A 12,296-nucleotide genomic window follows, 5' to 3' on the forward strand; every position below is an offset into this window, starting at 1 on the left:
GAAAGATCATGATTCCGCAGCAGGTGGACCGTCTACTTCGGCCCCAGCTATCGAAACTCTGAATTGTCGCTCAGATAAGCTTCTGAAAGCGGAAATTAAGTTAATTTTACTAAAAAAGGGCAGCGATTGCACTACATTCTCCGTCGAGACCCCTAAAACCAAAAATACAATTTTACTGGATTTTGGTCGAAAATTACTGAGCGGGATTAGCTCTCTCGAAGTTGCCGTCAAATGCGTCCTCGCATTTTTTCGAAAATCTTTATCAGATAACAAAAGCTCCGCCGCTACTCGACCTTGGGCAAAAAGATGACTTAAGCCACTCGAGTTCCCTTTGCGATGTTTTGCATGGATAAACTCTTTTGCCGGAGACAACATGTCGCAAACCTCCACTGGCGAGGCACTGGAGTTTGACTTGACCAGCTTTTTATCGAGCAGGACGAAATTTAATTCTTCAGCAACGCGAGTGTTATAGTCTCCTTCGGACTCAAGTGTGGTTGAATCTTCCTCCGCCTCCTCGCCATCGGCTCCGCTGTCCACATCTTTTTTACGTGATTTCGGTTTCTTCTTCTTTTCCACCAACTTAACATTAGGAAATTTTATTGGCGACAAAGGAACTAATTTCACTGCAACGTCAACTCGCTTTACGTAATCTTGGTCAATAGTGAACCATTGCTTCATAAACAAGATATGTAGCTTTTCTTTGTAAATGCATTCGAAGTAAATGCAATTAAACAACGGAAACGAAAACTCTTCTCCGTTTATTAAACTGTAGTAAAGTCGATGCTGCTTAAGTCGCTCGAGCGTAATACCGGAGACGTCATTGCACGAATAATAATCCTCAATATTTGGGCTTGACTTAAATTCGTTCTTAGCACCTGTGTACGAAAAACCAAATATTGAGCTCCACTCGCTTATATCCGGCAGGGACAAACTTACGCTCTTCGAGTTTTTCGACTTCACTTGCTTGATTAACTCATCATTTAACGATGCAATCGATGCGGAATTTTTTATCCGCTGAATATTATCAACCCAAGCAAAATTTTTCTCGTACCGGTCTACCCAATAATTTTCAACTAGGCTTTTCGCGATATCAACCAGTTCGCAATAGTCGGTGATTCTTGCGGTAAAGCTATATTGGCTACCGCCGCCTGAAATAGCTGACCATACCACGCCCTCTATTGGTTCCCCTGTAACACCTTTCAAAACGTCCCGACTGACATCAATCCCGAAATCATTGATGCTAGAGCTCTTCGTTGCTTGACTTCTCCTTTGAATAGGAGACTGCTCAAGTGAAAAAAGGTCAACCGCCCGTAACGTATTGTGATCGAGCGTGTTTAGAGCAGTTTTTATCCCAAAATCTGGGACCAAATACTCTTCGTTTATTATATACCGACCATATCCGAACGAAAATATCACGAAAGCTTTATCAAGCTTTATTATGACAATAGCAGACGACGAGATGGTTTCCAAGCCATCAACTTTCGATCCATGAATAGAATCTAAGTATCCTGCCCATGGAGCGCGCTTGATCTCAACTGGCTTATTCTTGACATAGATTACGCCATCGACTTTCAACTTTTCGTCGATTGCTAACGCAGTCACTTCATTCAACGGTACGCCTAACAACCCTGATAAGGTTTTTACTTCAGCTAAAACTAGAAAAGCACCTAATCGAATCGAAGAAGTTTTGGGAATAGAAGTTTCCTCTACCTTATGCTCATCGCTAGCTTCGTCCAGCTCCTTGCTAGGGATCTCTTCAACTACAGGCTCCTCAGTGGTAGCGATATCCTCGTCGGGGTCAGTCGCAGACGGCTCTGTTGGCGAGAGCATTTTTTCTATCGATTCCGGTGCTTTTTCCACGTTGTCCCCGTTTTCTCATAGGCAACATCGATGCTAGCACGAAGCTTTTATGCGTGCAAATCACATAAGGTTTGACGAGAATAGATGCTGACCGCCGGAGAGGCAAGCCTTATAGGGCGCACGAAACCATGCCCCCCGTGTGGAAGCGCGGCAGCGCCTTTCGGTTTAAAGGCGAGCAGCGCCTGACCACTAGGGGCTTCAGGATTCATGTATTGTCACGTGATGAATAGCAGATTTCAGGAGCAGCTAGGTGACTATTGCGTCGCTAGCACGATAGCTGACGTCAAGTGGGGGCGAGAGACGACGGGGCAGGACTATAGTTCGATAGCCCTTGCCCTCGAAAGGGAGCGAGTATCTCCCAGTCGTTCTTCGGTTGAATCCAACCACCTCAAGCTGAGGGCACAAGTGGCGCAATCGTTGAAATTATTGGACGCTGCCTTACGGATCGCTGAGTCGAGACTACCCTCTCATTCACACTCTCCAAGTACATCCCACGTCCGCGACGTTAGCACTTCCTCGTCAACTGTTGCCAGACCTGTAGCTTGTCTTCAAAGGACACTGAAGCATGCGCAGGCGAAGTCGATGGCAGGACTACCGTTCGGTAGCCCCGCGCTGCGAATTGGGACGCGAATTTTCCCGATGTCTGACCGTTGAAACCGACCACCTCCAATTCGGGGCACAAGTGGCGCAATCGTTCGAAGTCATTAGCGGCCGGCTTGCGGATCGAGGAATCGAGGCTTCCCTTCCGCTCGCACTCCCCGAGTACATCCCATAATCCGATGTGGTGCTTATGCAGACGGTCGAGGCGAGCCAGATACGGGACGCTTACCATGTCCTCATTGATCAACGCTGTCAAAAGGGACCAGAACTGGTTACGCGGATGCGCATAATACTGCTGCGCCGCAAGCGACGCGGCGCCCGGAAAGCTGCCCAGGATGAGGATGCGCGTATCAGGCGCGATGACGGGCGCGAGGCCGGTGAGTTGGGACGAATCGGATGATGTCGGCATGGAGCGATTCTAGCGCCCGCGCCAGAAAAAAGCGGCAGTACGCTTTCACGTACCGCCGCAAAGGGCATTACCGGAATCACAGTAAAGCCAGGGACTTCAGTTCCTTGCCTGCGCCGTATCGTCGGCCTTCGCCACGGCCGGTGCAGCATCCCAGCCGCCGCCCAGCGCGCGGATCAGCGCCACGGTGGTGACCGCGCGGTCGCCGCGCAGCTGCACGGCGGTGCGTTCGACGTTCGCCAGGTTGCGCTGCGCGTCCAGCAGTTCGAGGTAGCTGCCGCGGCCCGCGTCGTACAGCTTCTGCGCCAGGTCGGCCGAACGGCGTGCGGACATCACCGCTGCTTCGATCTCGGCGCTCTGCCCTGCCAGGATGCGCAGGCCGGCCAGGTTGTCCTCGACCTCGGCGAAGGCCGTCAGCACGCTCTGGCGATACGAACCGACGGCTTCTTCCAGTGCCGCCTCGCTGCGCACGACGTTGTTGCGGTTGCGGCCACCGTCGATCAGCGGCATCGACAGCGCGGCGCCCAGCAGCCATGAACGGCTGCTCCATTTGAAGACTTCGGCGAAGCTGGTGCCGACGCCGCCGGCGCCCGCCGACAGGTTCAGCGCCGGGAACATCGCGGAACGGGCGACGCCGATGCGGGCATTCGCCGCTTCCATCGAGCGCTGGGCGCTGGCGATGTCGGGGCGGCGCTCCAGCAAGGTCGATGGCAGGCCGGCCGGGATCAGCGGCAGCGCGCTGGCATCCTGCAGCGGACGCGAAGGCGCGGCGAAGTTCGATGCGGGTTTGCCCAGCAGGACCGCGAGTGCGTGTTCCGTCGTCGCGCGCTGGCGTTGCAGGCCGATGGCCTCCGAACGCGCCGTCGCCAGTTCCGTCTTTGCCCGCGACAGGTCGAACTCGCCGATGTCGCCCGCGTCAAAGCGGCGGCCCGTCACGCGCACGCTCTCGTCGCGCAGTTGCACCGTGTGGTTGACGGTCGCGATTTCGGCATCCAGCGAACGCAGACGGAAGTACGCCTGCGCCACGTCGGCCTGCAGCGACAGCAGCACGGAGCGGTACGTCGCTTCGACCGCGCCGGCATCGCCGCGCGCCGCCGCCACGTTCGACGACACGCGCCCGAACAGGTCGACTTCGTAGCTGGCCGACAGCCGCGCCGAGTAGGTGTTGGCCGCCGCGACGGGCGTGCCCTGCGGCAGCGACGCTTCCAGCGGCGACAGGCGGGTGCGCTGGGCACCGGCGCCGACGCCGATCTGCGGGATGCGGTCCGCTTCGGCGATGCCGGCGATGGCGCGGGCTTCCTTCACGCGGGCGGCGGCCACCGTCAGGTTCTGGTTGTTCGCCGTCGCGTCAACGATGAGACCATTGAGCGTCTCGTCATTGAAGGCGCGCCACCATTCGCCGCGCGGCTGGGCTTCGGCCGGGCGGCCGACGGTCCAGGTGGTGCCGTCGGCGGCGCTGCGCACATCGTTCGCGGCAGCAGCCGGCGTGGTCTGCGATTCCTTGAACGCCGTCGGCGTCGCAATCGTCGGTTGCTTGAATTCCGGGGCGGCGCAAGCCGTCAGCAGCAGTGCCGCCATCAGCGGTGCCACACCCCTTGCAATCATCGTTTTCATATCAGTTTCCTTCCAGTGCAGCCGTATGGTCGCCGCTGGCGGCATTCGGTGCCGCGTCGTGGGCGTGGGCGTGGGCATGCTTCGGTCGTTCGAAACGCTTGGCCAGGGTGCGCAGCAGGACGTAGAACACCGGCGTCAGGAACAGGCCGAAGAACGTCACGCCCAGCATGCCGGCGAACACGGCGACGCCCATCGCATGGCGCATCTCGGCACCGGCGCCGTGCGACAGCACCAGCGGCACCACGCCCATGATGAACGCGATCGACGTCATCAGGATCGGACGCAGGCGCAGGTGGCAGGCTTCCAGCGCGGCGGCCACGATGCTGCGGCCATGGTGTTCCAGCTCCAGGGCGAATTCCACGATCAGGATCGCGTTCTTCGATGCGAGACCCACCAGCACGAACAGGGCGATCTGCGTGAAGATGTTGTTGTCGCCGCCGGTGAGCTTCACACCGATCAGGGCGCACAGGATCGACATCGGCACGATCAGGATCACGGCCAGCGGCAGGGTCCAGCTTTCGTACTGCGCGGCGAGCACGAGGAACACGAGCAGCACGCACAGCGGGAACACGTAGATCATGGTGTTACCGGCCAGGATGTCCTGGTACGTCAGGTCGGTCCATTCGTACGAGATCCCTTTCGGCAGCGTGGCCTTGACGATTTCTTCCATCGCGGCCTGGGCCTGGCCCGACGACACGCCCGGTGCCGGGCCGCCATTCAGCTCGGCGGCGACGTAGCCGTTGTAGCGCTGGACGCGGTCAGGTCCGTAGGTGTCCTTGATCTTCATGATCGAGGACAGCGGAATCATTTCGCCCTTGTCGTTGCGGACCTTCAGCTGTGCGATCTGTTCGCGCTGCGAACGGAACGGCGCGTCGGCCTGCACGCGCACCTGGTAGGTGCGACCGAACTGGTTGAAGTCGTTCACGTACAGCGAACCGAGGTTGATCTGCAAGGTCTGGTTGATCTCGGCCAGCGGCACGCCCAGCTGCTTGGCCTTCACGCGGTCGACGTCGGCGAACAGCTGCGGCACGTTGATCTGGTAGCCCGAGAACACGCCCTGCAGGCGCTTGTCGGTGGCGGCCTTGGCCTGGATGGCCTGGATCGCCTTGTACAGTTCATCGTAGCCGACGCCGGCACGGTCCTCGATCATCATCTTGAAGCCGCCGGTGGTGCCCAGGCCGTTCACGGGCGGGGGCGACAGCACCATCACGAACGCGTCCTCGATGGAACCCATGCGCTTGTTGATCTCGGCGGCGATCGCCTCGGCGCTCTGCGCCTTGCCCTTGCGCTCGTCGAACGGTTTCAGCGTGGTGAACACGATGCCGGCGTTCGGCGCGTTGGTGAAGCCGTTGATCGACAGGCCAGGGAATGCGACCGACGATTCCACGCCCGGGATCTGCTTGGCCACGTCGGACATCTTGCGGATCACGGTGTCCGTGCGGTCGAGCGAGGCGGCATCCGGCAACTGCGCGAAGCCGATCAGGTAGGCCTTGTCCTGCGACGGTACGAAGCCCGGCGGCACGGCCTTGAACATGAAGATGCCGGCGATACCGAGCAGCACGTACACGCCCAGCGTGGCGCTCTTGCGCTTCAGGACGCCCTGCACGCCGCGTTCGTACCTGTGCGACGAGCGGCCGAAGAAGCGGTTGAAGGCGGCGAAGAATCGGCCGAACACGGCATCCATCAGGCGCGTCAGGCCGTCCTTCGGCGCGTGGTGCGACTTCAGCAGCGCGGCCGACAGCGCGGGGGCCAGCGTCAGCGACGAGAACGCGGAGATCACGGTCGAGATGGCGATGGTCAGCGCGAACTGGCGGTAGAACTGGCCGGTCAGGCCCGACACGAACGCGATCGGGATGAACACGGCGCACAGCACGAGGGCGATCGCGATGATCGGGCCCGAGACTTCCTTCATCGCCTGCACGGTCGCATCATGCGGATTCAGGCCGTTGGCGATGTTGCGTTCGACGTTCTCCACCACGACGATCGCATCGTCCACCACGATACCGATGGCCAGCACGAGGCCGAACAGCGACAGCGTGTTGATCGAGAAACCGCAGGCGAGCATCACCGCGAACGTGCCGACGACGGACACCGGCACCGCCAGCAGCGGGATCACCGAGGCGCGCCACGTCTGCAGGAACAGGATGACGACGAGCGCCACCAGGATCACCGCCTCGACCAGCGTGTGGATCACGGAGTCGATCGACTCACGCACGAATTGGGTCGGGTCGTACACAATGCTGTATTCGACGCCTTCCGGGAAATTTTTCGACAGTTCCTTCATCTTGGCGCGCACGTCGGCCGACAGTTGCAGCGCGTTGGCGTTCGGCGCCTGGAAGATGGGGATGGCCACGGCCGACTGGTTGTCCAGCAGCGCGCGCAGGGCGTACGAGTTCGAGCCCATTTCCAGGCGTGCGACGTCCTTCAGCAGCGTGGTCGCGCCGTCGGCATTGGTCTTGATGACGATGTTGCCGAACTCCTCGACCGACTGCAGGCGGCCCTGCGTGTTGACGGTCAGCTGGAAGTCCGCGCCTTTCGACGGGCCCTGGCCGACGACGCCGGCTGCCACCTGCACGTTCTGCTCGCGGATCGCGTTCACGACGTCGCCGGCGGTCAGGTTGCGCGCGGCGACCTTCTGCGGATCGAGCCAGACGCGCATGGCGTAGTCGCCCGAACCGAACAGCTGGACTTCGCCCATGCCGTTGATGCGCGCCAGTTCGTCCTTGACGTTCAGGGTCGCGTAGTTGCGCAGGTACAGGTCGTCATAGCGGCCGTCCGGCGATTTCAGGTGCACCACCATCGTGATGTTGGGCGAGCTCTTGACCGTCGTGACGCCGATCTGGCGCACCTCGTCCGGCAGGCGCGGGAGCGCGCGCTGGACGCGGTTCTGCACGGCCGTCTCGGCCTGCTCGACGTTGGTGCCGATCTTGAAGGTCACCGTCAGCATCAGCGCGCCGTCCGACGTGTTTTGCGACGTCATGTACAGCATGTTTTCGACGCCGTTGATTTCCTGCTCCAGCGGCGTGGCGACGGTTTCCGCGATGACCTTCGGGTTGGCGCCCGGGTACTGGGCGCGCACCACCACGGAGGGCGGCACGACGTCGGGGTACTCCGAGATCGGCAACTCGAAGATCGAGATGAGGCCGGCCACGAAGACCAGCACCGACAGCACGGCCGCGAAGATCGGCTTGTCGACGAAAAAGCGTGAGATGTTCATGTGTTCTTGTCCTTATTTGCTGTCTGCCATGGCCAGCGCCGCATCCTTGGCGGGCGCCTTGCCCGTATCGAGCGTCGCGACCATCGGCACCATCTGCGCCGTGATGGGCGAACCCGGACGCACGCGCTGCAGGCCGTTGACGACGATCTTCTCGCCCGGTTTCAGGCCGGTGCGCACCACGCGCAGGCCGTCGACGACGGGGCCGAGCTTCACTTCGCGATACTCGGCCTTGCCGTCCGCGCCCACGACGAACACGAACTTGTGGCTCTGGTCCGTGCCGATCGCGCGGTCCGTGATCAACAGGGCGGGCTTCGCGTCGCCGCCGCCGATCTGCACGCGGGCGAACAGGCCGGGCGCCATGGCGCGGTCCTTGTTCTCGAACGTGGCGCGCATGCGCACGGAACCGGTCTGCGCGTCGAGCTGGTTGTCGACGAATTCCAGCTTGCCCTGGTGCGGGTAGCCGTCCTCGTTGACGAGGCCCACGTTCACCGGCACCGCTTGACCGTCGTGGGCCAGCTTGGCGACGCGCAGGTAGGTTTCCTCGTCGCCGTCGAAGCTGGCGTAGATGCGGTCCAGCGACACGACGGACGTCAGCACGTTCGACGCGTCGACCAGGTTGCCGAGGGTGATCTCGGCCTTCGACACGCGACCGTCGATCGGCGAGATGATGCGGGTGTACGACAGGTTCAGGCGCGCTGCCTGGGCCTGCGCTTCCGCGGCGCGCGCGTTGGCGTCGAGTTCCTTCTGGCTGGACAGGCTCGCGTCGTATTCGCGCTGCGCGATCGCCTTGTCGCCCAGCAGGCGCTCGGCGCGGGCCAGTTCGGTGCGGGCCAGGTCGGCCTTGGCGCGGGCGGATTTCGCGGCCGCCTCGGCGCGCTCGGCTTCGGCCTGGTACGGACGCGGATCGATCACGAACAGCACGTCGCCTTTCTTGACTTCCGCACCCGGCTTGAAGTTGACGGCCGTGATATAGCCGGACACGCGCGGACGGATCTCGACGTGCTCGATGGCTTCCAGGCGGCCCGAGAATTCCTGGGTTTCGGCGATCGACTTCTCGAGCACGGTCGCGGCCGACACCGGCGGACCGGCCTGCGCCTGGGTCTGCGCTTCGGCGGCCTTGCCGGTTGCGTCCGAGCAGCCCGCGATCAGGGCCGCGATGCCTGCGGCACCCAGCGCCAGCACGACGGGACGCACAGCCATCTGGAATTGTTGAATCGGTTTCATGGTTAGCCCTCCGGTTATTAACTATTTATTAATGATTGGACGAAAACGGTCCTTCCCAGGCTTTTTCAGGAAAAGACAGGTCTCCCGTGCCTCAAGGGCACGTTTTTATCGTGGGTGGTGGATTACTTGATCCGCGGGATCAACAACTGGCCGGCTCTTCTTCCTCGTCGAGTCCGGCAATGAAGTTGGCGATCTCGCTTAATGCGTGGCCCCGACAGGCACACGTATTGCGTGCATTCGGTTCTTGCAGGCCTTGTTCCGCCTGCAAGCGCCTGACCGTCGTCGGCACGCCCGACTGGATCAGTTTGCCGCCGTAGGCTTCCGCTTCGTCGCGCAGCGGGTCGTCCTCGATCGACAGGATCAAGGCCGGCGGCAGATTCTTCAAACGGCTCGACTGCAGCGGCGATGCATACGGATGGCTGCGGTCGGCCGCGTGCGGCAGATATCCCCGGTAGGCGGCGGCGCACTCGTCGAACACCTTCGCCCGTTCGGAGCAGGTCGGCATCTCGCGCATCGAGCAGGTCGACAGGCCCGGGTCCAGCATCGGCATCAGCAGGATCTGGCCGGCCAGTTGCGGCGCGCCCCGGTCGCGCGCCATCAGGGCGCACACGGCGGCGAGGTTCGCGCCCGCCTCGATGCCCGCGACCAGCATGCGCTTGCCCGTCCAGCCGAGCTTGCTCTTATTCTTCTTTGCCCACATCAGCACGGCATGCGCATCCTCGGCGGCGGCAGGGAACGGCTTCTCCGTCGCCAGCGTATAGGCCGACGACAGCACCACCGGGTAACCGCTCGCCTCGGCCAGGTGGCGCAGGAACGGGTCCGAGCATTCCAGGTCGCCGTCGACGAAGCCGCCGCCGTGGAAGAACACGATCAGCACGTCGCGCTTGCCGTCGACCGCCGCCTTGTACAGGCGCGCCGCCAGCGGTCGTTCCGCGCCCACGACCTGCAGGTCACGTACCGCCAGCGTATGGCCGTTCTCCAGCTTGCGCGCGACGGTCATCGCACGGCCTCGTTGGACGCCACCAGCACGGCCGGGATCGCGTTCGCACCGCATTGTTCGCCCGTCGCGACGACGTGGAACAGCGCATCGTAGCCGCGCGCCTCGGCACCGGCCGCATGCGCGTACTCGTCGGTGAGTACCGTGCCTGCCATGGCCGCCACGCCGAGCACCAGTCCGAACACTGCCGCGACTGCATCGCGATGCGCTTTCATGATCCGCTCCTGTCGTTGGGTTTTACAAATATCGCATTTACCAGCTACCGTACCGACACTATAGTCTTCATCTACAATCCAATAAATAGTCCATTTGCGAATCCATTGTTCAGATTTTTGAACAATCATGCATACTCGCGATCAAAACCCGACTTCAAGGGTGTCCTTACAGACAAGGTTGTGTCATGAACAAGTTACAAGCCATGGAAGTCTTCGTGCAGGTCGTCGATGCCGGCAGCTTTACGCGCGCGGCCGACTTGATGAACCTGCCCAAGGCGACGGTGTCGACGCTCGTGCAGGCGCTCGAGGCGGCGCTGTCGGCCAAGCTGCTGCACCGGACCACGCGCCAGGTGACGGTGACGACGGACGGCGCCGCCTATTACGAACGGTGCCTGCGCATCCTGTCCGACGTGCGCGACGCCGAGGAATCGCTGTCGCGCACGCGCCTGTCGCCCAGCGGCCGGCTGCGCGTGGACGCGCCGACGGGGTTGTCGAGCGAGATCCTCGTGCCCGCCCTGCCCGCGTTCTTCGAGCGCTATCCGGACATCATGCTGGAGCTGGGCAGCTCGGACCGTCCCGTCGACCTCGTCGAGGAAGGCGTCGACTGCGCCGTGCGCGGCGGCACGTTGACCGATACGAGCCTGATCGCACGGCGCGTCGGCGTCCTCAACTTCCTGACGGCGGCGTCGCCCGGGTACATCGCGCGCTACGGCATGCCGCAGCATCCGCGCGACCTCGACCGCCACCGCTGCGTCAATTATTTCTCGGCCAAGACGGGCAAGATCTACGACTGGGATTTCAGCCGCGGCGACGAACGCATCGAAGTGCCGATGCGCGGCGTGATCGCGCTGAACGATTCCAACGCCTACGTGGAAGCCGGACTGGCGGGCCTCGGCGTCATCCAGATGACCGATTACATGCTCGACAAGCACGTGGAGGCCGGGCGCATGGTGCAGGTACTGGCGGACTGGCGCAGCGATGCGGTGCCGGTCCACCTCGTGTATCCGCAGAACCGCCACCTGTCCGCCAAGGTGCGCGTGTTCGTCGAGTGGGTGGCCGAATTGTTCGCCGCGAACCCGTATATGCACATGGGGGCGATGCCGCGCGTGCAGGGCGCGCCGGCGCCGTTGCTGGTCCCGCTCACGGCATGAAACCGAGTGTAGAATCGAAAACACAATAACGGACCGGAGACCCCGATGACCCAGCCGCGCACCATCGACGTGCTGCTCGACCAATACAGCGACAGCCACCGCAACCCGACCAACGAGCTGATCCATTTTGTGTGCGTGCCCGTGATCGTGTTCACCTTGCTGGGCATCCTGTGGAGCATCCACCCTCTGCTTGCCGTGGTCGCCGTGCTCGCGGCGCTCGTGTATTACTTCCGGCTGTCGCCGCCGTTCGCGTTCGGCATGCTCCTGATGAGCGCCGTGATGCTGGCCGTGCTGGCGTTGATGCCGCCGTTCACCGTGCTGCCGCTGTCGATCGCGATCTTCGTCGTCGCCTGGGTCGGCCAGTTCATCGGCCACAAGATCGAAGGCAAGAAGCCGTCGTTCTTCGACGACCTGCGCTTCCTGCTGATCGGTCCGCTGTTCGTGCTGGGCTTCCTGTATCGCCGTCTGCATGTCGCCTATTGAATTGGAGTCTGAATGGAGTCGACCATGAAACGCCTATCCGTCCTCGCCCTCGTCCCGCTGACCGTCCTGCTCGCCGCCTGTGCGGGCCCGTCGAACTCGGGCAGCGTCTACAGCAGCTACCAGACGATGAATGAACAGTCGGTGCGCATGGGCACCGTGGAATCCGTCCGCAACGTCACCATCGCCAACCCGGAATCCGGCGTCGGCACGATGGCCGGCGCCGCGCTGGGCGGCCTGGGCGGGTCCCAGGTCGGCGGCGGCAACGGCTCGGCCGCCGTCGGCATCCTGGGCGCCGTCGCGGGCGGCATCATCGGCAACCGCGTCGAGAACCAGGCGAACAACCGGCCCGGCTTCGAAATCACCGTCAAGCTCGACAACGGCGAACTGCGCTCCATCACGCAGGCGGCCGACGAGATGTTCAGGCCGGGCGAGCGCGTGCGGCTGCTCAGCAACGGCTACACGACGCGGGTGACGCACTGAGTATTGGCCACCGGCCACATCGGGAGGACGATCGCGATATACTTTCGCG

Annotated in this window: 10 protein-coding genes; 3 read left to right on the forward strand and 7 right to left on the reverse strand. The window is 61.7% G+C overall.

The window, feature by feature from the left end; translation table 11 throughout:
• Window positions 1-6: 6 nt before the first annotated feature.
• From ACEN9Q_RS22320 to ACEN9Q_RS22350, 7 genes are all read right to left on the reverse strand, one after another.
• The gene (locus tag ACEN9Q_RS22320; RefSeq protein WP_495626072.1) at window positions 7-1,860 is read right to left on the reverse strand and encodes a DUF6119 family protein; all 1,854 of its coding nucleotides are present in this window, start codon (window positions 1,858-1,860) and stop codon (window positions 7-9) included.
• A gap of 505 nt (window positions 1,861-2,365) precedes the next feature.
• Window positions 2,366-2,869: a DNA-deoxyinosine glycosylase gene (locus ACEN9Q_RS22325; RefSeq protein ID WP_495626073.1), complete on the reverse strand. Its 504-nt coding sequence runs from the start codon at window positions 2,867-2,869 to the stop codon at window positions 2,366-2,368.
• Between the two features lie 96 nt (window positions 2,870-2,965).
• Complete coding sequence (locus tag ACEN9Q_RS22330) at window positions 2,966-4,480, reverse strand: efflux transporter outer membrane subunit (protein ID WP_495626074.1); 1,515 nt, start codon at window positions 4,478-4,480, stop codon at window positions 2,966-2,968.
• Between the two features lies 1 nt (window position 4,481).
• Window positions 4,482-7,697 carry an efflux RND transporter permease subunit gene (locus tag ACEN9Q_RS22335; protein WP_056450005.1) on the reverse strand — a complete coding sequence of 1,072 codons (3,216 nt, stop codon included), beginning with the start codon at window positions 7,695-7,697 and terminating at the stop codon, window positions 4,482-4,484.
• 12 nt (window positions 7,698-7,709) lie between these two features.
• Window positions 7,710-8,921 (reverse strand): efflux RND transporter periplasmic adaptor subunit, encoded by a 1,212-nt coding sequence (locus ACEN9Q_RS22340; RefSeq protein ID WP_056450003.1) that lies wholly within the window; start codon window positions 8,919-8,921, stop codon window positions 7,710-7,712.
• A 139-nt stretch (window positions 8,922-9,060) separates the two neighbouring features.
• Window positions 9,061-9,921, reverse strand: coding sequence for an alpha/beta hydrolase (locus tag ACEN9Q_RS22345; protein WP_056450000.1), 861 nt, complete (start codon window positions 9,919-9,921; stop codon window positions 9,061-9,063).
• A complete protein-coding gene (locus tag ACEN9Q_RS22350) occupies window positions 9,918-10,133 on the reverse strand; it encodes a hypothetical protein (RefSeq protein ID WP_056449998.1) in 216 nt (71 codons plus the stop codon). Before ACEN9Q_RS22350 ends, ACEN9Q_RS22345 begins: the two co-directional genes overlap by 4 nt.
• A 185-nt stretch (window positions 10,134-10,318) precedes the next feature.
• Between ACEN9Q_RS22350 and ACEN9Q_RS22355 the strand changes: the two genes are divergently transcribed.
• Genes ACEN9Q_RS22355 through ACEN9Q_RS22365 form a run of 3 tightly spaced genes read left to right on the forward strand, consistent with a single transcriptional unit; the run spans window position 10,319 to window position 12,247 of the window.
• Window positions 10,319-11,284, forward strand: a complete 966-nt coding sequence (locus ACEN9Q_RS22355) for a LysR family transcriptional regulator (protein WP_056449996.1) — start codon at window positions 10,319-10,321, stop codon at window positions 11,282-11,284.
• Between the two features lie 45 nt (window positions 11,285-11,329).
• Window positions 11,330-11,767 (forward strand): Mpo1 family 2-hydroxy fatty acid dioxygenase, encoded by a 438-nt coding sequence (locus tag ACEN9Q_RS22360; RefSeq protein WP_495626075.1) that lies wholly within the window; start codon window positions 11,330-11,332, stop codon window positions 11,765-11,767.
• A 24-nt stretch (window positions 11,768-11,791) separates the two neighbouring features.
• Window positions 11,792-12,247, forward strand: a complete 456-nt coding sequence (locus tag ACEN9Q_RS22365) for an outer membrane lipoprotein (RefSeq protein ID WP_495626076.1) — start codon at window positions 11,792-11,794, stop codon at window positions 12,245-12,247.
• Window positions 12,248-12,296: the final 49 nt, after the last annotated feature.

Source organism: Massilia sp. Masssp93 (assembly GCF_059491295.1).

Excerpts from the sequence above, each read along its gene's own strand:
- ACEN9Q_RS22325 (WP_495626073.1), bottom strand. The coding sequence starts at position 2,869 with ATGCCGACATCATCCGATTCGTCCCAACTCACCGGCCTCGCGCCCGTC.
- ACEN9Q_RS22330 (WP_495626074.1), bottom strand. The coding sequence starts at position 4,480 with ATGAAAACGATGATTGCAAGGGGTGTGGCACCGCTGATGGCGGCACTG.
- ACEN9Q_RS22335 (WP_056450005.1), bottom strand. The coding sequence starts at position 7,697 with ATGAACATCTCACGCTTTTTCGTCGACAAGCCGATCTTCGCGGCCGTG.
- ACEN9Q_RS22340 (WP_056450003.1), bottom strand. The coding sequence starts at position 8,921 with ATGAAACCGATTCAACAATTCCAGATGGCTGTGCGTCCCGTCGTGCTG.
- ACEN9Q_RS22345 (WP_056450000.1), bottom strand. The coding sequence starts at position 9,921 with ATGACCGTCGCGCGCAAGCTGGAGAACGGCCATACGCTGGCGGTACGT.
- ACEN9Q_RS22350 (WP_056449998.1), bottom strand. The coding sequence starts at position 10,133 with ATGAAAGCGCATCGCGATGCAGTCGCGGCAGTGTTCGGACTGGTGCTC.
- ACEN9Q_RS22355 (WP_056449996.1), top strand. The coding sequence starts at position 10,319 with ATGAACAAGTTACAAGCCATGGAAGTCTTCGTGCAGGTCGTCGATGCC.
- ACEN9Q_RS22360 (WP_495626075.1), top strand. The coding sequence starts at position 11,330 with ATGACCCAGCCGCGCACCATCGACGTGCTGCTCGACCAATACAGCGAC.
- ACEN9Q_RS22365 (WP_495626076.1), top strand. The coding sequence starts at position 11,792 with ATGAAACGCCTATCCGTCCTCGCCCTCGTCCCGCTGACCGTCCTGCTC.